Annotated in this window: 23 protein-coding genes and 1 tRNA gene; 14 read left to right on the top strand and 10 right to left on the bottom strand. The window is 64.2% G+C overall.

Annotated elements, in window-relative coordinates; all coding sequences use genetic code 11:
- Positions 1 to 49: 49 nt before the first annotated feature.
- The 6 genes from ACGLHS_RS12390 to ACGLHS_RS12415 form a co-directional block, all read right to left on the bottom strand.
- Positions 50 to 1,480, bottom strand: coding sequence for an enolase C-terminal domain-like protein (locus ACGLHS_RS12390; protein ID WP_394480011.1), 1,431 nt, complete (start codon positions 1,478 to 1,480; stop codon positions 50 to 52).
- Between the two features lie 9 nt (positions 1,481 to 1,489).
- Positions 1,490 to 2,269 (bottom strand): ABC transporter ATP-binding protein, encoded by a 780-nt coding sequence (locus tag ACGLHS_RS12395; RefSeq protein WP_394480013.1) that lies wholly within the window; start codon positions 2,267 to 2,269, stop codon positions 1,490 to 1,492.
- Positions 2,270 to 2,326: 57 nt separating this feature from the next.
- Positions 2,327 to 3,328 (bottom strand): ABC transporter substrate-binding protein, encoded by a 1,002-nt coding sequence (locus ACGLHS_RS12400; protein WP_093246841.1) that lies wholly within the window; start codon positions 3,326 to 3,328, stop codon positions 2,327 to 2,329.
- A 38-nt stretch (positions 3,329 to 3,366) separates the two neighbouring features.
- Positions 3,367 to 4,140, bottom strand: a complete 774-nt coding sequence (locus tag ACGLHS_RS12405) for an ABC transporter permease (protein ID WP_093246842.1) — start codon at positions 4,138 to 4,140, stop codon at positions 3,367 to 3,369.
- Between the two features lie 35 nt (positions 4,141 to 4,175).
- Entirely contained in the window at positions 4,176 to 5,171 is a 996-nt protein-coding gene (locus tag ACGLHS_RS12410) for a tripartite tricarboxylate transporter substrate binding protein (protein ID WP_394480016.1), read from the bottom strand.
- A gap of 142 nt (positions 5,172 to 5,313) precedes the next feature.
- Positions 5,314 to 5,970 (bottom strand): TetR/AcrR family transcriptional regulator, encoded by a 657-nt coding sequence (locus tag ACGLHS_RS12415; RefSeq protein WP_093246844.1) that lies wholly within the window; start codon positions 5,968 to 5,970, stop codon positions 5,314 to 5,316.
- 94 nt (positions 5,971 to 6,064) lie between these two features.
- Here ACGLHS_RS12415 and ACGLHS_RS12420 point away from each other — a divergent pair, with 94 nt between their 5' ends.
- Positions 6,065 to 7,789 carry a thiamine pyrophosphate-binding protein gene (locus tag ACGLHS_RS12420; protein ID WP_394480019.1) on the top strand — a complete coding sequence of 575 codons (1,725 nt, stop codon included), beginning with the start codon at positions 6,065 to 6,067 and terminating at the stop codon, positions 7,787 to 7,789.
- On the opposite strand, the gene ACGLHS_RS12425 is transcribed toward ACGLHS_RS12420, so the two are convergent.
- The gene (locus tag ACGLHS_RS12425) at positions 7,755 to 8,048 is read right to left on the bottom strand and encodes a hypothetical protein (RefSeq protein ID WP_394480021.1); all 294 of its coding nucleotides are present in this window, start codon (positions 8,046 to 8,048) and stop codon (positions 7,755 to 7,757) included. The genes ACGLHS_RS12420 and ACGLHS_RS12425 overlap by 35 nt on opposite strands.
- Before the next feature lie 121 nt (positions 8,049 to 8,169).
- Between ACGLHS_RS12425 and ACGLHS_RS12430 the strand changes: the two genes are divergently transcribed.
- Positions 8,170 to 8,949 (top strand): AraC family transcriptional regulator, encoded by a 780-nt coding sequence (locus tag ACGLHS_RS12430; protein ID WP_394480023.1) that lies wholly within the window; start codon positions 8,170 to 8,172, stop codon positions 8,947 to 8,949.
- Between the two features lie 40 nt (positions 8,950 to 8,989).
- On the opposite strand, the gene ACGLHS_RS12435 is transcribed toward ACGLHS_RS12430, so the two are convergent.
- Complete coding sequence (locus ACGLHS_RS12435; protein WP_093246848.1) at positions 8,990 to 9,436, bottom strand: SWIB/MDM2 domain-containing protein; 447 nt, start codon at positions 9,434 to 9,436, stop codon at positions 8,990 to 8,992.
- Positions 9,437 to 9,591: 155 nt separating this feature from the next.
- Positions 9,592 to 10,515 (bottom strand): DMT family transporter, encoded by a 924-nt coding sequence (locus ACGLHS_RS12440; protein WP_394480025.1) that lies wholly within the window; start codon positions 10,513 to 10,515, stop codon positions 9,592 to 9,594.
- Positions 10,516 to 10,556: 41 nt separating this feature from the next.
- Here ACGLHS_RS12440 and ACGLHS_RS12445 point away from each other — a divergent pair, with 41 nt between their 5' ends.
- Positions 10,557 to 10,937 (top strand): gamma-glutamylcyclotransferase, encoded by a 381-nt coding sequence (locus ACGLHS_RS12445; RefSeq protein WP_394480027.1) that lies wholly within the window; start codon positions 10,557 to 10,559, stop codon positions 10,935 to 10,937.
- Between the two features lie 241 nt (positions 10,938 to 11,178).
- Positions 11,179 to 12,510, top strand: a complete 1,332-nt coding sequence (aceA, locus tag ACGLHS_RS12450) for an isocitrate lyase (protein ID WP_093246982.1) — start codon at positions 11,179 to 11,181, stop codon at positions 12,508 to 12,510.
- A 97-nt stretch (positions 12,511 to 12,607) separates the two neighbouring features.
- Here aceA and ACGLHS_RS12455 read toward each other — a convergent pair whose 3' ends face one another.
- Positions 12,608 to 13,567 (bottom strand): GlxA family transcriptional regulator, encoded by a 960-nt coding sequence (locus ACGLHS_RS12455; protein ID WP_394480029.1) that lies wholly within the window; start codon positions 13,565 to 13,567, stop codon positions 12,608 to 12,610.
- 118 nt (positions 13,568 to 13,685) lie between these two features.
- On the opposite strand from ACGLHS_RS12455, the gene ACGLHS_RS12460 reads away from it, so the two are divergent.
- The 10 genes from ACGLHS_RS12460 to ACGLHS_RS12505 all read left to right on the top strand — a co-directional run bounded on the left by ACGLHS_RS12460 (position 13,686) and on the right by ACGLHS_RS12505 (position 22,281).
- A complete protein-coding gene (locus ACGLHS_RS12460) occupies positions 13,686 to 13,997 on the top strand; it encodes a putative quinol monooxygenase (RefSeq protein WP_093246852.1) in 312 nt (103 codons plus the stop codon).
- Between the two features lie 217 nt (positions 13,998 to 14,214).
- Positions 14,215 to 16,122 (top strand): threonine--tRNA ligase, encoded by a 1,908-nt coding sequence (gene thrS / locus ACGLHS_RS12465; RefSeq protein ID WP_394480032.1) that lies wholly within the window; start codon positions 14,215 to 14,217, stop codon positions 16,120 to 16,122.
- Positions 16,123 to 16,223: 101 nt separating this feature from the next.
- Entirely contained in the window at positions 16,224 to 16,844 is a 621-nt protein-coding gene (infC, locus tag ACGLHS_RS12470; RefSeq protein ID WP_093246854.1) for a translation initiation factor IF-3, read from the top strand.
- Positions 16,845 to 17,007: 163 nt separating this feature from the next.
- On the top strand, positions 17,008 to 17,211 hold the full coding sequence (gene rpmI / locus ACGLHS_RS12475) for a 50S ribosomal protein L35 (RefSeq protein ID WP_007832497.1): 204 nt from the start codon (positions 17,008 to 17,010) through the stop codon (positions 17,209 to 17,211).
- A gap of 24 nt (positions 17,212 to 17,235) precedes the next feature.
- Positions 17,236 to 17,595 carry a 50S ribosomal protein L20 gene (gene rplT / locus ACGLHS_RS12480; RefSeq protein WP_012747009.1) on the top strand — a complete coding sequence of 120 codons (360 nt, stop codon included), beginning with the start codon at positions 17,236 to 17,238 and terminating at the stop codon, positions 17,593 to 17,595.
- 112 nt (positions 17,596 to 17,707) lie between these two features.
- A complete protein-coding gene (pheS, locus tag ACGLHS_RS12485; RefSeq protein ID WP_093246855.1) occupies positions 17,708 to 18,784 on the top strand; it encodes a phenylalanine--tRNA ligase subunit alpha in 1,077 nt (358 codons plus the stop codon).
- 58 nt (positions 18,785 to 18,842) lie between these two features.
- Positions 18,843 to 21,284 (top strand): phenylalanine--tRNA ligase subunit beta, encoded by a 2,442-nt coding sequence (pheT, locus tag ACGLHS_RS12490; protein WP_394480036.1) that lies wholly within the window; start codon positions 18,843 to 18,845, stop codon positions 21,282 to 21,284.
- Positions 21,285 to 21,286: 2 nt separating this feature from the next.
- A complete protein-coding gene (locus ACGLHS_RS12495; protein WP_093246983.1) occupies positions 21,287 to 21,658 on the top strand; it encodes an integration host factor subunit alpha in 372 nt (123 codons plus the stop codon).
- 64 nt (positions 21,659 to 21,722) lie between these two features.
- The gene (locus ACGLHS_RS12500) at positions 21,723 to 22,178 is read left to right on the top strand and encodes a MerR family transcriptional regulator (protein ID WP_394480038.1); all 456 of its coding nucleotides are present in this window, start codon (positions 21,723 to 21,725) and stop codon (positions 22,176 to 22,178) included.
- A gap of 26 nt (positions 22,179 to 22,204) precedes the next feature.
- Positions 22,205 to 22,281, top strand: a tRNA-Pro gene (locus ACGLHS_RS12505).
- The last annotated feature ends 54 nt before the right edge of the window (positions 22,282 to 22,335 follow it).

Raw genomic sequence — 22,335 nt, forward strand, 5'->3', positions numbered from 1 at the left:
CGTTTTCTTCCTTGAGATGCGAGAGAGACTGAGAGAGAGAAGGGGTGCTTCAGTAGACGGAACGCATGGCGTCCCACGAGATGCCGGCGCCGGGTTGGCCGGTGGCAAAGCCGGGCGCGGTGGCGAGCGAGGACAGGTCGAGCTGTCCGTCGCGGATGGCGAGGCGCACGGCGCCATCGCTTGCTTCGTAAAGGCCGGGGTGCCGCTTCAGCAGGGCTTGCTGCTCGGCCTCGGGCACGGCCGCAAGGCCGTTGACGTAGTGATGGCCGTTGCGCTCCACATGCGAGAGCCCGAGCCACGCAACCAGCGCCAGGTCTTGCTGCACACCAATGCCGGCCTGCATGGTCAGGTCTTCGCCCGAGAGAAAGTAGCGGGGCTTGTCGGCATTCGCATTCCAGTGCGCGCAGCGCGCCGCATTGACGATCGACTTGTAGAAGCCCTTGCAGCTCTTGCTCGACACGCCGGTGTAGCCCAGCGCGCGGGCCTGCACGAAGGCGTCGAGCGTGGCGTCGGATTCGTCGATCAGCAGCGGAATGCGCTTGCCCAGCGCCGACACGTCGCGTTGCAGCGCTGCATCGCGGCGGATCGGCTGCTCGACGAAAACCGTCTTCTGCGCGAGCTTCCACAGCACGGGCGTCGACAGCATGCGGTCGAGAAAGACGGCAAAGGCATCGGCATCGGCGTACTGCTCGTTGCCGTCGAGCGTGACCAGTTGCGCATGGCCATCGATCACGCGGGCGATGCGTTCGAGCCGGTCGATGTCTTGCGCGGTGTTGCCGCACAGCTTGAGCTTGAAATGCGTGAGCCCGTAGCGGCGCACGGCGGCCGCGAGCGTCGTGGGCAGGCCGTCGGCGGGCGCGTCGGGCAGTGCATCGCTGTCGTCGATGGCATCGGCCAGGCCCACGGTGTGGCGCGCCGCGATGCGCGTGCGAGGCGATTGCTTCGCCAGGAAGCCGGGCATGTCGAAGCCCGCGAGGTCATCGGCCAGGCCGCTGCCGGCGATGTCGATGCCGCTCAGGTTGCGGCTCATTGCCGTCGCAAAGCTCAGGCCGCTGTGCAGGCACAGCGCGTCGAGCAGGGCGCGGTCGATCAGCGCGGGGCCGTAGCTTGCGACCAGCGGCTGCAGGCCCTTGGCCCTGGCGCGCGCCTGCAGCGCGGCGTAGTTCGAGGCGAAATGCGTCCACGCCGTCTGCGCATCGGCCTCGCCGGTGTAGGCCTCGCGCGCGTCGCGCAGGGCAAAGCGCAGCTGCTCGAAATTCTGTTCGTTGGTCAGCGCGGGGTTCTTGTCGAACCACTTGGGCACCATCATCTCGGCGGCGCAGCCCTCGGCCGTGCGGCCGTCGGGCAGGCGAATGCGGGCCTTCACATAGACCTGCGGGCAGGCGGTGACGGTGGCCGCGCCGAAGCGGAACGGCAGCCGCAGCGCCACGTTGCGTTCGGCGAAGCGGATCTCTTCGACGTGAAAGCGGATCGCGTCCATCGGTGCCGCTCAGTGGTCCAGGATGCCCTGGGAGAAGAAATGCGCGCGCACCAGCTTCGTGTACGCGCCGAACTCGGCCGAGGCCATCATGTCCAGCGTGCGGGCGCGCGGCAGGTCGATGTCGTACACGGCGGCGATCGAGCCGGGCCGCTCGCTCATCACGATCACGCGGTCCGACAGGAAGATGGCCTCGGGGATGCTGTGGGTGATGAGCATCACGGTCTTCTTCGAAGCCATCCAGATGCGCTGCAGCTCCAGGTTCATCTTCTCGCGCGTCATTGCGTCGAGCGCACCGAAGGGCTCGTCCATCAGCAGCACCGACGGGTCGTGCAGCAGCGCGCGGCAGATCGATGCGCGTTGCTGCATGCCGCCCGACAGCTGCCAGGGGTACTTGCCTTCGAAGCCTTTGAGGCCGGCCATTTCCATCAACTCGCGGGCGCGCGCCCTGGCGGCGTCCATGAGCAGATGGCGCATCTCGGCCTGCAGCAGGATGTTGTCTTCGACGCTGCGCCAGGGCAGCAGCACCGCGCTCTGGAACACGATGCCTACGTCTTTCTGCGGCCCCTTGATCGGCTTGCCGGCCAGCGTGAGGCTGCCGCCACTGATCGGCAGCAGGCCCGCCACCATCTTCAGCAGCGTGCTCTTGCCGCAGCCCGAGGGGCCGACGACGGAGACGAACTCGCCTTCCTTGATGGCGAAGTCGAGGGGCCTGAGCGACTCGACGGGGCCATCCTTGCTGGGGTAGATCTTCGAGACGCCGCGCGCTTCGATCAGGTTGACTTGGGACATGGAATGCGTGAGAGGTTGCAACGGCAAAAGGCGCGCGGGTTCAGGAGCGGCGGGCGGTCAGGGCAGGAAGTCGAGCGTCACGTAGTCTTCGGGCTTGCCGCGCGTGGATGCGTCCATGCCGCCGTACTGCACCAGCAGGTCGAGCGAGTCGCTGACGTTCTTCATGGTCACGCGGAAGGGGCGCTGGTTGGCCGTTTCCTTCGTGTGATAGAGCGCCACGCTCTGCTTCATGCCGACGATGAGCGTGTCGCGCACGCCGGCCTTGGCGTTGGCCTTGAGCATCGCGTCGACGGCGGCCTCGGGGCTCTTTTCGGCCGCTTCGGCGGCCTTGGTCGAGGCGCGCATGAAGCGCTTCACGAGGTCGGGGTTCTCGGTCAGCAGGTTCTTGTTGGTGATGATCCCGGAGCTGATCTGGTTGACGCCCGAGTCGGCAAAGCGGATCGGCGTCACGGGCTTGCCGGTGGCGTCCTGCAGCTTGATGGCCTGGTCCATCACGTAGCCCAGCAGCAGGTCGGCCTGGCCGTTGGTCACGGCATTGAGCTTGGTCTGGCCGTCGCCCGAGACGATCTTCACCTGGTCGGGCTTGATATTGTTGACCTTGAGGAACAGCGGCCACATCTGCGACATCGAATCGCCGGGCGTGACGGCCACGGTCTTGCCGATGATGTCCTTCGGGGTCTTGATGTTCTTCTCGGTGAAGCCCATGACCGACATCGGGCTCACCTGGAACAGCACGCCGGTCGACTTCAGCGGCGCGCCTTTGGCGGCCGCCTTGATCATGGTCGTCACGTCGATGTAGCCGAAGGTGGCCGACTTGGCCGCCACGGCCTGCGCGGTGACGGCGGAGCCGCGGCCTTCCTGGATGTCGAGATCGATGCCTTCGTCGGCATAGAAGCCCTTCTCCTTGCCCAGGAAGAAGGGTGCGTGCTCGCTGTACAGGTACCAGTTGAGCATCAGCGTGACCTTGTCCTTCGGCTTGTCGCCCTGTGCGTGCGCGGGGGCGATGGCAAAGGTAGCAAGCGCCGCGGCGGCGAGCAGCGAGGGAAGCAGTTTCTTCATGGTCTTGTCTCCAGGATTTGTTGGATTTGCGAGGGAACTCAGTGCGCGTGGCGCTGCGAGGCGTGCCACGGAATCATCACGCGCTCGATCAGGTCGACCGCGACGAAAAGAATGACGCCGATGCTCGACAGCACGACCAGCGCGGCGAACATCAGGGGCAGGTCGAAGTTGCCGTTGGCCACCTGCAGCACGTAGCCGATGCCCGAGTTGGAGCCGACGAATTCACCGACCACCGCGCCCACCACCGCGAGCGTGACCGACACCTTCAGGCCGCTGAAGATCTGCGGCAGCGCCTGCGGCAGGCTGATCTTGAAGAAGGTCTGCAAGCGGCTCGCACCCATCGAGCGCGAGAGGTCGAGCATGTCGGGCTCGACCGACTTGAAGCCCATCACGGTCGACACGACCACCGGGAAGAAGCCCAGCAGGAAGGCGCTGATCACCTTCGGGAAGATGCCGAAGCCGAACCACACCACGAACAGCGGCGCGATCGCCACCTTCGGGATGCTCTGCGAGAACACCAGCAGCGGGTACACGTACGACTCGACGACGCGCGAGTAGGCGATGACCATCGCGATCGGGATGCCGATGAGGATGGTCAGGCCGAAGCCGCCGAGCGTGGCGAGCGTGGTCTTCCAGCTTTCGGCGAGCAGGTGCGGCCATTCGGCCACCAGCTGCTTCACGACGTCCCACGGCGTTGGGATCAGGTAGGCCGGAATCTTGAAGAGGCGGATCGTCAGGTCCCAGAGCACCAGCAGCAACAGGATCAGGATGAAAGGGCGCAGGGCCGGGGAGAGCAGGAGCTTGCGGAGCATGGCGGTGGCCGGGACTTTCTTTGGGGCTGACTTACTTACTGTTGAACGGAAAGGCCGGCGGCCTTCACGAGTTCGGCGTTGCTGGCGATCTCGTCCTTGATGTAGGCATCGAACTGCGCGGGCTTGAGCGTCCAGGCGTCGGCGCCGAGCTTGAGAAAGCGCTCTTTCACCTCGGGCGTGGCCAGGGCCTTGGTCACCTCGGCGTGCAACCGATCGACAACGTCGCGCGGCGTCTTGGCGGGCGCCATCATTCCGATCCAGAAGTTGAATTCGGAGCCGGGCACGCCGGCCTCGGTGGTGGTGGGCACGTCGGGCAGGGCGTCGGCGCGCCGGGGCGAGCCGACGGCCAGTGCGAGCAACTGGCCTTCCTTGATCTGACCGATGACCGGGGCGATGGGCGAGAAGTAGTAGTCGACGCGGCCCGAGAGCACCTCGGTCACGGCCTCGCCCGAGCCCTTGAAGGGGATGTTGGTCGCGTCGATCTTCGCGGCCATCTTGAACTTCTCGGCGTTCAGGTGCGTGGCGCTGCCCTGGCCGGCCGACGCGAAGTTCATGCTGCCCGGCTTGGCGCGGGCCGCGGCCAGCAACTGCGGCAGCGTCTTGATGTTCTTCGAGGGCGAGATCACCAGCGCGTTGGGCAGCGACGAGATGGGCGTGACACCGGCGAAGTCGCGCGCCGTGTCGAACGGCAGCCTGGCGAAGGTGGAGGGGCTCACTGTGTGCGAAGACGAGTGAATCATGATCGTGTAGCCGTCGGGCGCGGCCGTGGCCACCGCCTGCTGGCCGATGGTGCCGCTGGCGCCGCCGCGGTTGTCGATCACCAGTGCCTGGCCCATGCTGGCGCCCATCTTGTCGGTGATGGCACGGGCAATGATGTCCGTGGTGCTGCCCGCCGCGAACGGAACGATCACGCGGATCGGCTTGCTGGGGTAGCCGTTGTTCTGCGCGAAAGCCAGGCCCGGCAGCAGGGCGGCCAGGCAGGCCAGCGCCGAAAGCGCGCTGACAGCGGTGGTGCGTGCAAGTTGCTTCAAGGTTGTCTCCGCGCGGTCGGGCCGCCTGCTTGGGTCAATCAATTCACCAATAAGTGAATTAAAGATTTTAGAAAGGCTCGCGCTGCAGCGTCAACCGCTGCTGCCTAGTGGATACCCGAGGGTGGCGAAGAAGCCTGTCGGCTCAGTGAAGCACGTAGCCCAGGACCAGGTCGGTCATGTGCGAGAGGCGTTGCGCCATCGCCTTGGGCGCACGCAGATCGCGGCCGAAGATGGCCGAGAGCGTGTGGTTGTTCGAGAGGTAGAAGTAGCAGAGCGACGCGATGGAGATGTACAGCTGCACGGGGTCGACGCCCGCGCGAAAGAGGTTGTCTTTCTTGCCGCGCTCCAGCACGGTGTCGAGCAGTTGCACCAGCGGCGAGTTCATTTCCTGGATGCGGTCGGAGCGCTTGAGGTGCGCGGCGCAGTGCAGGTTTTCGCTGTTGAGCAGCGTGATGAACTCGGGGTGCTCCAGGTAGTAGTGCCAGGTGAACGAGACCAGCTGGCGGATCGCCTCGACCGGATCGATCTCGTCGAGGTGCAGCCGCTGCTCGGCTTCGCGGATGTCGGCGTAGGTGCGTTCGAGCACCGCCAGGAACAGGTCGTCCTTGCTGCCGAAGTAGTAGTAGATGAGGCGCTTGTTCAGGCCCGCGCGCTCGGCGATGCTGTCCATGCGCGCGCCGGCCAGCCCGCGGGCCGAGAACTCGTCGCGCGCCGACGCGAGGATGGCGAGCTGCGAACGGTCGGCATCGCGCGAGCGCGGTTCGAGCGTTTCGGTGGCGGAGTCCTTCGGGGCCTTCATGGCGCGAATGTAACCAATTGGGGAATTAACGCAAGGCGTGGAAGGTGGACGCGGATAATTGCCAGAGACATTTGCAGCTGAGGTTCGACTTCACATGAGTACATCACAACCCGCGGGCCACCTGATCGTCGAGTGCCTCGTCGCGCAGGGCATGAAGATCGCGTTCGGCGTGCCGGGCGAGAGCTTCCTGGCGGTGCTCGACGGCTTTCATGCGTACCGCGATCGCGCGCGTTTCATCGTCAACCGGCAGGAGGGCGGCGCGGCCTTCATGGCCGAGGCGCACGGCAAGGTCACCGGGCGGCCGGGCGTGTGCTTCGTGACGCGCGGGCCGGGTGCGACCAATGCATCGATCGGCGTGCACAACGCCTTCCAGGATTCGACGCCGATGGTGCTGTTCGTGGGTGACGTCGGCAGCGACTTCCGCGACCGCGAGGCCTTCCAGGAAGTCGACTACGGCAGCTTCTTCGGCCCGAGCACCAAGGGCTTTGCCAAGCGGGTGGAGCGCATCGACGATGCCAACCGCATTCCGGAGTACGTGGCGCGTGCCTTCGCCACGGCGATGAACGGTCGGCCGGGGCCCGTGGTGCTGGTGCTGCCCGAAGACATGCTGCGCACCGAAACCACGGCGCGGCCGTTGCCGCGCGTTGAGCCGGTACAGCCCTGGAGCGACCCCGGCGCATTGCGCACCTTGCGCGAGTTGCTGCTGAAGTCGCAGCGCCCGCTGGTGATTGCAGGCGGTGGCGGCTGGACGACACAGGCCGCGCAGGCGCTGCAGCGCTTTGCCGAGAACTGGCGCCTGCCGGTCACCAACGCCTTCCGCTACCAGGACACTTTCGACAACCACCATCCGCAGTACGCGGGCGATGTCGGCATCGCGATCAACCCGAAGCTTGCACAGCGCGTGAAGGATGCGGACCTGATCCTTGCCATCGGGCCGCGCCTGGGCGAGATGACGACCGGCGGCTACACGCTGCTCGAAGCGCCCAAGGCGAAGCAGACGCTGGTGCACATCCACGCGAGCGCCGAGGAACTGAACCGCGTCTACCAGGCCGACCTGGCGATCAATGCCGGCATGAGCGCCGCCGCGCGCAGCCTCGAAGTGTTGAGCGCGCCGCCCGTGTTGCCGTGGGAAGAGTGGACCGAGCAGGCGCATGCGGACTACGAGGCCAACTGCGTGCCGCAGGCGCTTGCCGGCATGCCGGCGGAAACGCCGCGCGGGGCGGTCGACATGGCGGCCGTGGTCGCGTTGCTGCAGAAGCACCTGCCGCCCGATGCGGCCATCACCAACGGTGCCGGCAACTTCGCGAGCTGGGTGCATCGCTACTTCCGCTACCACGGGCTGACGAAGGGGCACAAGACGCAACTGGCACCGACCAGCGGGGCGATGGGCTATGGGGTGCCCGCGGGCATCGCGGCCAACCTCGCGACGGGGCGCGTGGCCTTCACCATCGCGGGCGACGGCGATTTTCTGATGACGGGGCAAGAGCTGGCGACAGCATCGCAGCACGGTGGCAAGAGCATCATCGTGCTGCTGAACAACGGCATGTTCGGCACCATCCGCATGCACCAGGAACGCGAATACCCCGAACGCACCAGCGGCACCGCGCTGCGCAACCCCGATTTTTGCGGGCTCGCACGTGCCTATGGCTACGCGGCCGAGCGGGTGACCGAAACGGCGCAGTTCGAGGCCGCGCTGCTGCGCGCGCTGGCCGCAGATACCGGCACGCTGATCGAGATTCCGCTGGACCCCGAGGTGATCACCACGCGCGGCACGCTGGCGTCGATCACGCGCGCGGCGAAGCAGCAGGCGCAGGGCTGAGCGCCGCGCGATGACGGGCCACCTCGTCGCGCAAGGCCGGCGAGCGCAGCTCGAACACATCGAACAGGCCGAGCGCGTCGAGGGCGGGCAGCAGCGCGATCAGGTCGCGTTCGGCGGCCTGCCGCGCTTCGGGCGTGGCGAGCGGGTCTTGCAGCAGCTGTGCGTTGGCGAGGAAGGCGCCCACCGATCCCTTGCGCAGCGTGAGGCCGTTCCTGACGACGAAATCCTGCCCGTCGGGCAATACATCCTGAGCTTGCATGAGCGTTCCTTTGAAGGCGTTGTGAAGATGGACTCGATGCTAGGCAGCAGGGCGATCCGGGGCTTGCGGCGCGAGGCCAATCGATACCGCGCGCGGGCCACGCCGCCGGAGGGCAGGGCGCATGGCTGCTGAAGCGCCGGTCAAGCTCTGGATCAACGCCTACGAGGCGCCACGGGTCACGGGCTATCACGCACACGAAGATGGCCAGTTGTTCGCACTGCGCGAAGGCCTGCAGGTGATCGAGACGCCAGCGGGGCGCTGGGTGCAACCACCGGGCTGGATCGGCTGGATCGCGCCGCGCTGCGCGCATGCGGCGCACAGCTTTGGTGCTACAGCAGGCTGGAGTCTGCACATCGACCCAGCCATGGCGCAGGCCTTGCCGGCCGAACCGCATGTGTTTGCGACGACGCCGCTGATGCAGGGGCTGGTCGATCGGCTGACCTCGCTCGATGCATCGTCGATGGCTTGTGAGGCGCGTCGCGCACGGCTTGTCGGCGTGCTGCTCGACGAGCTTGCCGCGAGTGCGAGGCCGTCGCTGCACCTGCCGATGCCGCAGGACAAGCGGTTGGTGGGAATGGCCTCGGCGCTGGCCAATGACCCAGCATCGCCCGACACCATCGACCAGTGGGCCGACCGCATCGGCATGGCACGCAGGACGCTCACGCGCCGCTTCGCCATCGAGACCGGCCTGAGCTTTGCGCAATGGCGCCAGCAGGCGCGCTTGCTGAAGGCGGTGGAGCTGCTGAGCCTCGGGGAGTCGGTCACGGCCGTGGCGTTGACGGTCGGCTACAGCTCGGTGAGCGCCTTCATCGAGGCCTTCCGCAAGCACTTCGGCTGCACGCCGGCACGCTTCTTCGACGAAGGAATGGCCTTGCCGCAGGCGAAAAAAAAGCCGGCATGAAGCCGGCTTTTTGATTCAGGAGCACGAGGCTCCCGAGCGCTTACTTGACGTGCTTGCCAATCAGCGCGGCCAGTTCGAACATCGAAACTTGGGCCTTGCCGAAGATTTCCTTCAGCTTGGCGTCGGCGTTGATGTTGCGCTTGTTGGCCTTGTCTTGCAGGTTGTTCTTCTTGATGTAGTCCCACAGCTTGCTCACGACAGCGGTACGCGGCAGCGGCGTCGAGCCGACCACAGCGGCCAGTGCCGGGCTGGGGGTCAGGGCCTTCATGAACGCGGCGTTGGGCGTGCGCTTCTTGGCGGGAGCAGCCTTCTTTGCGGGAGCGGCCTTCTTTGCAGGAGCAGCCTTCTTCGCCGGTGCAGCCTTCTTTGCAGGAGCAGCAGCCTTCTTGGCCGGTGCAGCCTTCTTCGCAGGAGCTGCCTTCTTTGCGGGAGCCGCAGCCTTCTTTGCCGGAGCTTTCTTGGCCGGAGCCTTCTTTGCAGTTGCCATGGTTGATTTCCTTTTTTGGTTGAACACTCACCAATGAAAAACTTGCGTCTCCAGTGGCAATGCGGATGCTAAATGAGAAAAAACGCGTTTCCAAGGGAAAAAGCGCTTTTTTCATTGGGAGCTGTTGTTTTTTCAGAGGGGAGAAGCCTTGTTTTTCACGTTCGGCGGCCGGGCCATGTCGCCAGCACCACGCCCACGAGTGCGATGACGAACGCAAGCAGCTGTGGCGAAGAGAGGTTTTCGCCCAGCACAAGCACACCGACAAGGGCCGCGCTCACGGGCAGCAGCACAGCGAAAACACCCGCTTGGGCAGCCGGTACATGGCGCAGTCCGGTCATCCAGAGCCACACCGTCCAGATGCTTGCAGCGAGCGCGTAGGCCACGAGCAGCGCCCACGTGCCGAAGCGCACTGCGGTGAAGTCGAACTGCAAGGCGAACCAGATGCCGAAGGGCATCGAGAGCACGAAGCCCCAGAGGTTGATGAGTGACGCGATGCGCTTGGGCCCGAGCCGCCCCGTGAGCGACTTGCCGATCACCGCATAGGCGGTCTCGCAGAGCACCGCGCAGAACACCAGCAGGTTGCCGAGCCAGGGTATCGACGACTTCATTGCGCCGGGCGATGCGGATGCGTGCGTGGGCGAGAGCGCGAGCAATCCGATGCCCAGTGCCGCGCAGGCGATGGCCATGCCGATGCGAACGGTGATGCGCTCGCGCAGGAAGAGCCAGCTTGCGACGGCTACGCACGCGGGGATCGAAGCCATGATCACACCCGCCGACACCGCGCTCGTGAGGCTCACGCCGAACAGCATGCAGATCGAAAACAGGAAGTTGCCGAGGAAGGATTCGAGGAACACCAGCCAGCGCGTGTGCCCGGTCATCGGGGGCTCGTCGGGCGCGGGCTTCAGCCAGTGCGGCATGGCGAGCGCCGCGATGCCGAAGCGCAGCCATGCCAGCAGCAGCACCGGAAAGGCAGCCACCAGCGGCTTGGAGAGGGCGACGTAGCCGCCGACGAGCGACATGCTCAAGGCCAGGCAGCCATAGGCCACGAGGCGACCGGATGCGGGGGCAGCGGAGTTCAATAGACTGAAGTTCTGTTGTTGCGAAAGAGGAAGCGCATTCGATGATGCCCCACGTTTTTGTTTACGGCACGCTGCGTCGCCACGGGCGCAACGACATCGCCCGCTATCGGCCCGCGCCGGTGTTTGTCGGCAAGGCGCGCATCGCCGGCACGCTGTACGACCTGGGCGCGTATCCGGGCGTCGTGCTTGGTGGGGCGGGGTGGGTGAAGGGCGAGATCTATCGCATCGAGCCCGAGGTCGAGGCCGCGCTCGATCAGCTGGAAGAGGTGGCCGACGACGACTCCGGGGAATACATCAAGCGCCATGTGCGTGTGGCGCTTGGTGCGCAGTGGATCGATTGCCTTGTCTACGAGATCCATCCGGCGCGGATCGCGGGCTGCCAAGTGATCGACACCGGCGACTGGATCGCGCATGCGGCTTGAGTGAAGGGGCCCGGTTTTCATCACCGAAAGAGTGATTGCGTATTGCGAAATTCACGGCTGCTGCGCTGCAATATTTTTTCTCGATACGAGAAAAATAATTTTGCATTGAGAAATATGTGCGTAACTTGTTGATTTTGTTGATCGAAAAATATGTCTTCTATAAGACATAAGAGTCCTCAATCGAATTACAGTAACTCCACGGCCGCAGCGCCCAACCTTCAATCAACCTCACGGAGTGACCATGCCCCAGACCCTCACAGAACAACTGAGCCGCGAACAACAGATTGCCGCCCTCGAAAAGGAATGGGCGACCGATCCGCGCTGGAAGGGCGTCAAGCGCGGCTACAGCGCAGCCGATGTCGTGCGCCTGCGCGGTTCGTTCCCCATCGAGCACACGCTGGCCAAGCGCGGCGCCGAGAAGCTCTGGAGCAAGATCAACGGTGGCGCCAAGAAGGGCTACGTGAACGCCTTCGGCGCGATCTCCGCCGGCCAGGCCATGCAACAGGCCAAGGCAGGCCTGGAAGCCGTGTACCTGTCGGGCTGGCAAGTCGCCGCCGATGGCAACACGTCTGAAACCATGTACCCCGACCAGTCGCTGTACGCCTACGACTCGGTGCCGACGATGGTCCGTCGCATCAACAACACCTTCCGCCGTGCCGACGAAATCCAGTGGGGCCGTGGCATCAACCCGGGCGACAAGGAGTTCATCGACTACTTCCTGCCGATCGTTGCCGACGCGGAAGCCGGCTTCGGCGGCGTGCTGAACGCGTTCGAGCTGATGAAGAACATGATCGCTTCGGGCGCTGCCGGCGTGCACTTTGAAGACCAGCTGGCCGCCGTGAAGAAGTGCGGCCACATGGGCGGCAAGGTGCTCGTGCCGACGCAGGAAGCCTGCGAGAAGCTGATCTCGGCGCGTTTCGCTGCCGACGTGATGGGCGTGTCGACCATCGTGCTGGCCCGTACTGATGCGGAAGCGGCCAACCTGATCACGTCCGACCACGACGCCAACGACAAGCCGTTCCTGACCGGCGAGCGCACGCAGGAAGGCTTCTACCGCGTCAAGAACGGCCTGGAGCAAGCCATCAGCCGCGGCGTAGCCTACGCGCCCTACGCCGACCTGGTGTGGTGCGAAACCGGCGTGCCTGACATCGGCTTCGCCCGCGAATTCGCACAAGCCGTGCACGCCGCCTGCCCGGGCAAGCTGCTGTCGTACAACTGCTCGCCTTCCTTCAACTGGAAGAAGAACCTCGACGACAAGCAGATCGCCTCGTTCCAGGAAGACCTGTCGGCCCTGGGCTACAAGTACCAGTTCATCACGCTGGCCGGCATCCACGTCAACTGGTTCAACACCTTCCAGTTCGCCCACGCCTATGCACGTGGCGAAGGCATGAAGCACTACGTGAACATGGTTCAAGAACCCGAGTTCGCCGCACGCGACAAGGGCTACACCTTCGTGTCGCACCAGCAGGAAGTGGGCGCGGGTTACTTCGACGACGTGACGACCGTGATCCAGGGCGGCTCGTCCAGCGTGAAGGCGCTGTCGGGTTCGACCGAAGAAGAGCAGTTCCACTGATCTTCACGGACGCATGGTCGACAGATATTTCGCTGTCACCTTCAGCCCGGCCATGCGCCGGGCTTTTTTATGGGTGCTCGCTGGAGCCGGAGGGCTCTCAGGCCTCGAGCCGCATCTCGCGCACGCCGCGGCCAAGGCGTTGGCGCAGCAGGGTGCGCAAGGTGACGCCGTCGGCGTAGCCCACCATGCCCGCTATCTGTTCGAGGCTCTTGTCGCTGGTCTTGAGCAGGTGCACGGCGCGTTCGACGCGCAGATCCTGCACGTACGAGAGCGGGCTCTTGCCGAGCACCTGCTGCATGCGCCGGGCCAGCGTGCGCTTGCTGGTTCCAGCGGCCAGCGCGGCTTCGTCGAGTGAAAAGCCGTCGGCCAGGCGGCCGCGTGCCCAGCGCTCGAAGCGTTCGACCAGCGGGTCGGAATGCGACAGGTGATCGGAGATGACGTAGGCCGACTGCGAAGGACGCGAGTCGACGATGAGGTAGCGCGCGACCAGCGTGGCCAGTTCGGGGCTCACCTGGCGCACCAGCCAGAGCGCCATGTCGACGTGGCTCAGCGCCGCGCCCGCCGTCACGCGGTGGCCCGAGCTGACCAGCATGCGGGAGTCTTCGAGTTGCACTGCCGGATAGCGCTGGCGAAACATCGTGGCCAGCCACCAGGTGGTGGTGGCTTTGTGGTGATCGAGCAGGCCGGCTTCCGCGAGCACGAAGGTGCCGATGCAGGCCGCCGCCAGGCGGGCGCTTTCGCTGCTTGCCCGCAGGGCGGTGCAGGCGTCGCGCACATCTGCGCGCGAGAGGGCGGGTTCCAGTGTCTCGGGCATCTTGCAGCCCAGAGCGGGAACGACCAGCCAATCCGCGGGCGCGGTTCCCACTGCGCGTGCAATCGGAACGGCGAGGCCTTGCGCCGTTCGCACCCGCTTGCGAACGCCGACCACCGTGGCTTGGAATGGCGGTACGTCGAGTTGCAGCATGGCCGCGAGTTCGTTGGCGGTGGTGAAGACGTCGAGCACCGTGGACAGGCCGGTGTCGAACACGCCATCGAGTGCGAGTACGTCGAGTTTCATGGCAATAACAATATCAAAGATGTCAAAAATGCCAATAGCTCCGTTGGAGGCGGCTGCCTAGAGTTCATGCCAGCGCCGCGCAATCTCGCGCGCCGTTGTCCACACCAGGAGACCACTCATGATCAAGTTCGCACTGTTCGCCCGCCTCGAAGCCAAGCCGGGCAAGGAAGGCGAAGTCCAGCAATTCCTCGAAGCCGGCCTGGCCATGGCGCGCGACGAGAAGACCACGCCGATCTGGTTTGCGCTGCGCCTGTCGCCGACCACCTTCGGCGTCTTCGATGCTTTCGAAGACGAGGCAGGGCGCCAGGCGCACCTTGCGGGCCCGATTGCACAGGCGCTGATGGCGAAGGCGCCCGAGCTGTTCGCCAGCCCGCCCTCGATCCAGCCCATCGAGGTGCTGGGTCTCAAGAACGTCGCGGCGACGGCTTGAGCAGGCAGAAGCTAGAATCTGCGCCTCTGCACTCAACAAGAGCGAGAAAGGCACCTTGGTTATGACACCGCGAACTACACCGCAAGGATTCAGCGGCTTTTTCTTCTTCGAAGGAAAAGGCCGGTAGCCCGCGCACGCTGGTTTTCGCCAGCTCTCAAACCAAGCAAAGCGCGGTCGATCACCGCGCTTTTTTGTTTTTCTCTTCCGAGGTTTTCACATGATTCAGATCACGCTCCCCGACAACTCGCGCCGCGAGTTCCCAGGCCCGGTTTCAGTGGCTCAGGTCGCCCAGTCCATCGGACCCGGACTCGCCAAGATGACGGTGGCCGGCAAGGTCGATGGCCGGCTTGTCGATGCCAGCGACGTCATCGACCACGACGCGAAGCTCCAGATCATCACGCCCAAGGACGACGAGGGTCTGGAGATCATTCGCCACTCGACGGCTCACCTGGTCGGCCACGCGGTGAAGCAGCTCTATCCGACGGCGAAGATGGTGATCGGCCCGGTGATCGACGAGGGCTTCTACTACGACATCGCGTACGAGCGGCCCTTCACGCCCGAGGACATGGCGGCGATCGAAGCGCGCATGCGCGAGCTGATCGCGCAGGACTACGACGTCGTGAAGAAGATGACGCCGCGCGCCGAGGTGATCGAGGTGTTCAAGTCGCGCGGCGAAGACTACAAGCTGCGCCTCGTCGAGGACATGCCCGACGAGCAGGCCATGGGCCTGTACTACCACCAGGAATACGTCGACATGTGCCGTGGCCCGCACGTGCCGAACACGCGTTTCCTGAAGGTTTTCAAGCTCACGAAGCTGGCAGGCGCCTACTGGCGTGGCGATGCCAAGAACGAGCAGTTGCAGCGCATCTACGGCACGGCCTGGGCTGACAAGAAGCAGCTCGACCAGTACATCCAGCGCATCGAGGAGGCCGAAAAGCGCGACCACCGCAAGCTCGGCAAGGAACTCGACCTGTTCCACATCGACGAAGTGGCGCCGGGCGTGGTGTTCTGGCATCCCAAGGGCTGGGCGATCTGGCAGCAGGTCGAGCAGTACATGCGCGGCATCTACCGCGACACGGGCTATTGGGAAGTGAAGGGCCCGCAGATTCTCGACAAGAGCCTGTGGGAGAAGACGGGCCACTGGCAGAACTACCGCGACAACATGTTCACGACGGAGTCGGAGAAGCGCGAGTACGCGCTCAAGCCGATGAACTGCCCGGGCCATGTGCTGATCTTCAAGAGCGACCTGCGCAGCTACCGCGACCTGCCGCTGCGCTATGGCGAGTTCGGCCAGTGCCACCGCAACGAGCCCAGTGGCGCACTGCACGGGATCATGCGCGTGCGCGGCTTCACGCAGGACGACGGCCACATCTTCTGCACGGAAGACCAGATCCTGGACGAATGCATTGCCTACACGGCGCAGCTGCAGAAGGTCTATGCCGACTTCGGCTTCACGGACATCCTCTACAAGGTCGCGACGCGGCCCGAGAACCGTGTGGGCTCCGACGAGCTGTGGGACAAGGCCGAGCACGCCGTGATGGAGTCGCTGCGGCGCTCAGGCGTCGATTTCATCATCTCGCCCGGCGACGGCGCGTTCTATGGCCCCAAGATCGAGTACACGCTGCGCGACGCCATCGGGCGCCAATGGCAGTGCGGCACGATGCAGGTCGACTTCAACACGGCGGAGCGCCTGGGGGGCGAGTACGTGACGGAATCGAGCGGCCGCGCGCACCCCGTCATGCTGCATCGCGCCATCGTGGGCAGCCTCGAGCGCTTCATCGGCATGCTGATCGAACACCACTCCGGCGCCATGCCTGCATGGCTCGCTCCGGTGCAGGTGGCGGTGCTCAATATCAGCGAAGGACAGGCCGATTACGCTGCGCAAGTTGCGAAAACGCTGCTAAATCAAGGGCTTAGGGTTCAGCTTGACCTGCACAACGAAAAGATTACGTATAAAATACGGAAGCATTCGTTGCAAAAGCTCCCTTATATCGTTGTCGTAGGCGACAAAGAGAAGGAAGCAGGTGCCGTCGCAGTGCGCGCCCGGGGCAATCAAGACCTCGGTGCAATGTCCCTCGAATCGTTCGTGCAACGGCTCGTCCAGGATGTTGCTGACAAGCGTTGATTTGTCTCTGAAACACCTCATATGTTTCCCTGCCAAATCGTGCCGCTTGTCCGCGAGGACTGACCGGCGTTCGCTACAGATTTTGTAGCAAATTTTGAAGGATTCTGACCATCGCTACTGCATTTCGCGACCGCCGCCACCGCGAGGAACGCCAACACCGCCTGAACCGGGAAATCATGGCCCCGGAAGTCCGCCTTGTAGGCCCGGAAAACGAGCCAATGGGTGTTATGAGCCTCTCTGAGGCCTTGCGCCTTGCTGGCGAGGCCGATGTGGATCTGGTGGAGGTCGTCGCGGCGGCCAACCCACCGGTTTGTCGCCTGATCGAGTACGGCAAGTTCAAGTACCACGAGCAGAAGAAGGCGGCCGAGGCGAAGTCGAAGCAGAAGGTCATCGAGGTCAAGGAAATCAAGTTCCGGCCCGGTACCGACGATGGCGACTACAACATCAAGATGCGCAACATCAAGCGCTTTCTTGAGGACGGCGACAAATGCAAGATCACGCTGCGCTTTCGCGGCCGCGAGATCACGCACCAGGAGCTCGGGTTGGCTTTGCTGCAGCGTATTCGCGACGAACTGGGTGACCTGATCATGGTCGAGCAGTTCCCGAAGCTCGAAGGCCGGCAGATGATCATGATGATCGCTCCGGGCCGCAAGAAGCCGGGTGGCGGTGCACCGAAGCCGGCGGCGGAAGCTGCGCCGGCAGCGTCGCCCGCAACGGCCTGAGGCGCAAGCCGAAGGTTGCAGTAGCAGGGGTTCGAAGAGATTTCGCCTTTGCCAGTGCTTTGAAAGAAGCGCAGGCAGGGGCGGGATAAAGAAGTGTCTCGGGGCCAACAAGTCCGTGGAGTTTTCACGGCGCCTCACGAGCACAAACTAAAGGAGCATTCACATGCCCAAAATGAAGACCAAGAGCAGCGCGAAAAAACGTTTCCGCGTTCGTCCCGGTGGCACCGTCAAGCGCGGTCAAGCCTTCAAGCGTCACATCTTGACGAAGAAGACCACCAAGAACAAGCGTCACCTGCGTGGTGCAGTCGCAGTGCATGAAACCAACATGGTTTCTGTCGCCGCCATGCTGCCCGGCCGTGGCATTTAACTCAGACGAACAAGGAGTACACACATGCCTCGCGTCAAACGTGGTGTAACGGCTCGCGCCCGCCACAAGAAAGTTCTCGCACTCGCCAAGGGTTTCCGCGGTCGCCGCGGCAATGTCTTCCGCATCGCCAAACAGGCGGTGATGAAGGCAGGCCAATACGCCTACCGTGACCGCCGTACCAAGAAGCGCGTGTTCCGTCAGCTGTGGATCGCGCGTATCAACGCCGCCTCGCGTGAACTGGGCCTGACCTACAGCCAGTTCGCCAACGGCATCCGCAAGGCCGGTATCGAGATCGACCGCAAGATGCTGGCGGACATCGCCGTGCACGACAAGGCCGCTTTTGCCGGCATCGTGGAGCAGGTCAAGGCCAAGCTGGCTGCTTGATTCTGCACAGCAGGAGTGCCGTCTTCGGGCGGCTTCCTGCGCCCACGGCTCAAGGGCTGGCGCTTGAAAAGGCTCCAGCTCTTTTTTATTTCCCTCGAAGATTTTTGTTGCTATGAACGAGTTGGACTCCCTGGTAGCCACCGCACGCGCTGCCTTCGCCGAAGCGAAGACGCCCGCCGAACTCGAGAACGCCAAGGCACAGTTCCTTGGTAAATCGGGCCGCATCACCGAGCTGATGAAGGGCATGGCCGCGCTGAGTGTCGAAGAGAAGAAGTCCCGCGGCGCCGCGATCAACGTGGGCAAGCAGGCCATCGAGGCCGCCCTGACCGAGCGCCGCCAGCAACTCGCGGACGAAGAGCTTTCCCAGCAGTTGCGTGCCGAAGCGCTCGACGTGAGTCTGCCCGGGCGCCGCCGCATTCCCGGTGGCCTGCACCCCGTGAGCCGCACGCTCGAACGCATCGAGGAGATCTTCTCGAGCATGGGCTTCGACGTAGCCGATGGCCCCGAGATCGAGAGCGACTGGCACAGCTTCACGTCGCTCAACAACCCGCCGAACCATCCTGCGCGTTCGATGCAGGACACCTTCTACGTCGACATGAACGGCGACGACGGCATTCCCTACAACCTGCGTCCGCACACCAGCCCGATGCAGGTGCGCTATGCGCATCAGCACATCAAGAAGTACGCGGCCGAGTTTGCCGCTGCTGCAGCCGACACCACCGGCACCGTCAAGGCGCCCGAGATCCGCGTGATCGCACCCGGCCGCACCTACCGCGTCGACAGCGACGCCACCCACTCGCCCATGTTCCACCAGTGTGAAGGCCTGTGGCTTGGCGAGAACGTGAGCTTCAAGGACCTGAAGGTCGTCTTCACCGACTTCTGCCGCACCTTCTTCGAGCGCGACGACCTCGTGCTGCGCTTTCGCCCGAGCTTCTTTCCGTTCACCGAGCCGAGCGCCGAAATCGACATCCAGTTCGCGAGCGGCCCGTTGGCCGGCCGCTGGCTCGAGGTGTCGGGTTCGGGCCAGGTGCATCCGAACGTGGTGCGCAACATGGGGCTCGACCCCGAGCGCTACATCGGCTTTGCCTTCGGCATGGGCCCCGATCGGCTCACGATGCTGCGCTATGGCGTGAACGACCTGCGCCTCTTCTTCGACGGCGACCTGCGTTTTCTCTCGCAGTTCCAGTGATGCATTGACGCACTGACACGCCTTTCCACACCAGAAAAAACAGATCGAGATCGAAGAGATGCAATTCCCGGAATCCTGGCTGCGCGAGTTCTGCAACCCGCCCCTCGACAGCGCCGCACTGGCCGAAACGCTCACCATGGGCGGCTTCGAAGTCGAAGAGCGTCGACCGGTGGCGCCGCCTTTCACGCGCATCGTGGTCGGTGAAATCAAGGAAGCTGTTCAACACCCGAATGCCGATCGCCTGCGCGTGTGCCAGGTCGATGCAGGGCAGGGTGCCTTGCTCAATATCGTGTGCGGTGCGCCCAATGCACGTGTGGGCATCAAGGTGCCGTGCGCGCTGGTCGGCGCAGAACTGCCGCCGGGTGAAGACGGAAAACCTTTCCTCATCAAGCTCGGTAAGCTGCGCGGTGTCGAGAGCCAGGGCATGCTGTGCTCGGCGCGCGAACTGCACCTGAGCGAAGACCATGGCGGCTTGCTTGAACTCGACGCCGATGCGCCCATCGGTGCTGACGTGCGTGACGTGCTCAAGCTCGACGATGCGCTGCTCACGCTCAAGCTCACGCCCAATCTGGCGCACGGCCTTAGTGTCTATGGCGTCGCGCGCGAACTGGCAGCCCTTACCGGTGCGCCGCTCAAGACGCCTGCAATCGCACCGGTTGCGGCGGCGTTCGCCGACGTGCTGCCCGTCAAGGTCGAAGCGCCCGAACTCTGCGGCCGCTTTTCCGGCCGCATCGTGCGTGGCGTGAACACCAAGGTCGCCACGCCGGCCTGGATGGTCGAGCGCCTCGCGCGCTGTGGCCAGCGCAGCGTGACGCCGCTGGTCGACATCTCGAACTACGTGATGTTCGAGTACGGCCAGCCCAGCCACATCTTCGACCTCGACAAGATCCATGGCGGCCTCACGGTACGCTGGGGCAAGGCGGGCGAGCAGCTCAAGTTGCTCAATGGCACGACGATCACCGTCGACGAGAAGGTCGGCGTGATCGCCGATGACCGTGAAGTCGAATCGCTCGCCGGCATCATGGGTGGCGATGCGACCTCGGTGTCCGACGACACGCGCAACATCTACGTCGAGGCCGCATTCTGGTGGCCCGAAGCCGTTCAGGGCCGTTCGCGCCGTTTCAATTTCTCGACCGATGCGGGTCACCGCTACGAGCGTGGCGTGGACCCGAGCCGCACGGTGCAGATTATCGAGCGCATCACGCAGCTGATCGTCGAAATCTGCGGCGGCCAGGCCGGTGCCATGGACGACCAGAAGCTGCGTGTGCCCGAAGCGCTGCCCGTCACGCTGCGCGTGGCGCGGGCCGCCCGCGTGATCGGCATGCCGCTGACGCAGCCGCAATGCGCCGACGCGCTGCATCGCCTCGGGTTCGCCATCACCGAAGGCGATGGCACCTTGACGGTCGCGCCGCCGCCGCACCGATTCGATCTGCTGATCGAAGAAGACCTGATCGAAGAAGTTGCGCGCCTGATCGGCTTCAACAACCTGCCGACCACTGCGCCGCTCGCGCCCATCACGGCACGCGTGCGGCCGGAAGCGCAACGCAGCCGCTTCGCGGTGCGCCGCAGTGTGGCCGCGCTTGGCTACCAGGAGACGATCAACTTCAGCTTCGTGGAGGCGCATTGGGAGCAAGACCTCGCCGGCAATGCGAACCCCGTCAAGCTGCTGAACCCCATCGCCAGCCAGATGAGCGTGATGCGCTCGTCGCTGCTCGGCTCGCTGCTGCAGGTGCTCAAGTTCAACCTCGACCGCAAGGCACCCCGTGTGCGCGTGTTCGAACTCGGCCGCGTGTTCATGCGTGACGACAGCGTTGCGACCACCGACAGCACCGTGCGCGGTGTCAACCAGCCGATGCGCGTGGCGGGGCTTGCCTGGGGCGACGCCGACGAGTCGCGCTGGGATGGCAAGGCGCAGCGCGTCGATTTCTACGACGTGAAGGGCGATGTGGAAGCCTTGCTCGCCCCGGTGGTGCCGAGCTTCGATGCGGCCGAGCATCCTGCGCTGCATCCGGGCCGTTCGGCACGCGTGCTGGTCGATGGCAAGGCCATCGGTTTCGTTGGTGAACTGCATCCGCGCTGGCGCCAGAAGTGGGACTTCACCCATGCGCCGGTGTTGTTCGAACTTGACCTCGATGCAGTCACGGCGCGCCCTGTGCCCGTGGCTGAGCCTGTGCCCAAGCACCAGGCGGTCGAGCGCGACATTGCGGTCGTCGTGGCCGAATCCGTTTCGCACGATGCGCTGATGCAGACCATCCGTGCCGCCTCGGCCGCACAAGGACTGCTGCGCGATGCGACGCTGTTCGACATCTACCGTCCGCAGCCGCTGCGCGACGGTGCCGTGGCTGCGCCCGGTGCCCTGGCACAGGGTGAGAAGAGCATGGCGGTTCGCCTGAGCTTCCAGGACGACAGCGCGACCTTGACCGATGAACAGGTCGAGCCCGCTGTCCGTGCAATCGTCGAACAATTGGGCGCCAGGCTGGGCGGCCGCTTGAGAGGATGAAGATGAACGCTGCCGAATTCACGCTCGAAGCCCTCGAAACGCCAGCGCTCACCAAGGCGCATCTGGCGGACCTGCTGTTCGAGCAGATCGGGCTGAACAAGCGCGAGTCGAAGGACATGGTCGAGGCCTTCTTCGAGCTCGTGGCCAGCAGCCTCATCGAGGGCACCGACGTCAAGATCTCGGGCTTTGGCAACTTCCAGATCCGCGTGAAGGCGCCTCGGCCGGGCCGCAATCCGCGCACCGGCGAAGCCATTCCGATCGGTGAGCGCCGCGTCGCGACCTTCCACGCGAGCGCGAAACTCAAGGAACAGATTCACGGAAGTATCGACCAAGGAAGCTCTTCCGAAGTCGAGTGGAGCCTGGGCGCCGAATAGTGCTTGGTGCTGCGCGGCTGCGTAGAGTAATCTCTGAGCTTTCCCGCGCACCGTCTTGATTTCAATGGAGAAAACGCTCCCGCCGATACCTGTCAAACGCTACTTCACCATCGGTGAGGTCGGCGAACTTTGTGGCGTCAAGCCGCACGTGCTGCGCTACTGGGAGCAGGAGTTCACGCAACTGCGTCCGATGAAGCGGCGCGGCAACCGTCGCTACTACCAGCACCACGAGGTGCTGATGATCCGCCGCATCCGCGACCTGCTCTACGACCAGGGCTTCACGATCAGCGGCGCAAGAAACAAGCTGCAGGAGCTCGTTCAGGGCGAGCGCGATCGCCGCAAGGCCGGCGAAGTGCCGCTCGAAGGCATGGAAGCGATCGAGATCGGCCAGGAAGAATTCGACGCCGCGGTGCAGGACAGCCCCGAGCAAACGCCTCCAAGTACGGCCGACCTGTCGCAATTGCTGCACCTTCGGCGCGAACTCTTTGAAATTCGTGAGCTCCTGACCGTCGGACGCTGAATTTCGCCCGCTATAATCGAGAGCTTCGGTGTGTGGCGCAGCCTGGTAGCGCACTTGCATGGGGTGCAAGGGGTCGAAGGTTCGAATCCTTTCACACCGACCAAAATCAGTAGATAGAACAACGGGTTAGGGCCACAAGCTCTAGCCCGTTTTTCTT

It is taken from the genome of Variovorax sp. VaC1, assembly GCF_043658315.1.
Lineage (GTDB): Bacteria > Pseudomonadota > Gammaproteobacteria > Burkholderiales > Burkholderiaceae_C > Variovorax.

Coding starts and splice junctions, on each gene's coding strand:
- ACGLHS_RS12390 (WP_394480011.1), bottom strand. CDS start 1,480: ATGGACGCGATCCGCTTTCACGTCGAAGAGATCCGCTTCGCCGAACGC.
- ACGLHS_RS12395 (WP_394480013.1), bottom strand. CDS start 2,269: ATGTCCCAAGTCAACCTGATCGAAGCGCGCGGCGTCTCGAAGATCTAC.
- ACGLHS_RS12400 (WP_093246841.1), bottom strand. CDS start 3,328: ATGAAGAAACTGCTTCCCTCGCTGCTCGCCGCCGCGGCGCTTGCTACC.
- ACGLHS_RS12405 (WP_093246842.1), bottom strand. CDS start 4,140: ATGCTCCGCAAGCTCCTGCTCTCCCCGGCCCTGCGCCCTTTCATCCTG.
- ACGLHS_RS12415 (WP_093246844.1), bottom strand. CDS start 5,970: ATGAAGGCCCCGAAGGACTCCGCCACCGAAACGCTCGAACCGCGCTCG.
- ACGLHS_RS12420 (WP_394480019.1), top strand. CDS start 6,065: ATGAGTACATCACAACCCGCGGGCCACCTGATCGTCGAGTGCCTCGTC.
- ACGLHS_RS12425 (WP_394480021.1), bottom strand. CDS start 8,048: ATGCAAGCTCAGGATGTATTGCCCGACGGGCAGGATTTCGTCGTCAGG.
- ACGLHS_RS12430 (WP_394480023.1), top strand. CDS start 8,170: ATGGCTGCTGAAGCGCCGGTCAAGCTCTGGATCAACGCCTACGAGGCG.
- ACGLHS_RS12435 (WP_093246848.1), bottom strand. CDS start 9,436: ATGGCAACTGCAAAGAAGGCTCCGGCCAAGAAAGCTCCGGCAAAGAAG.
- ACGLHS_RS12445 (WP_394480027.1), top strand. CDS start 10,557: ATGATGCCCCACGTTTTTGTTTACGGCACGCTGCGTCGCCACGGGCGC.
- aceA (WP_093246982.1), top strand. CDS start 11,179: ATGCCCCAGACCCTCACAGAACAACTGAGCCGCGAACAACAGATTGCC.
- ACGLHS_RS12455 (WP_394480029.1), bottom strand. CDS start 13,567: ATGAAACTCGACGTACTCGCACTCGATGGCGTGTTCGACACCGGCCTG.
- ACGLHS_RS12460 (WP_093246852.1), top strand. CDS start 13,686: ATGATCAAGTTCGCACTGTTCGCCCGCCTCGAAGCCAAGCCGGGCAAG.
- thrS (WP_394480032.1), top strand. CDS start 14,215: ATGATTCAGATCACGCTCCCCGACAACTCGCGCCGCGAGTTCCCAGGC.
- rpmI (WP_007832497.1), top strand. CDS start 17,008: ATGCCCAAAATGAAGACCAAGAGCAGCGCGAAAAAACGTTTCCGCGTT.
- rplT (WP_012747009.1), top strand. CDS start 17,236: ATGCCTCGCGTCAAACGTGGTGTAACGGCTCGCGCCCGCCACAAGAAA.
- pheS (WP_093246855.1), top strand. CDS start 17,708: ATGAACGAGTTGGACTCCCTGGTAGCCACCGCACGCGCTGCCTTCGCC.
- pheT (WP_394480036.1), top strand. CDS start 18,843: ATGCAATTCCCGGAATCCTGGCTGCGCGAGTTCTGCAACCCGCCCCTC.
- ACGLHS_RS12495 (WP_093246983.1), top strand. CDS start 21,287: ATGAACGCTGCCGAATTCACGCTCGAAGCCCTCGAAACGCCAGCGCTC.
- ACGLHS_RS12500 (WP_394480038.1), top strand. CDS start 21,723: ATGGAGAAAACGCTCCCGCCGATACCTGTCAAACGCTACTTCACCATC.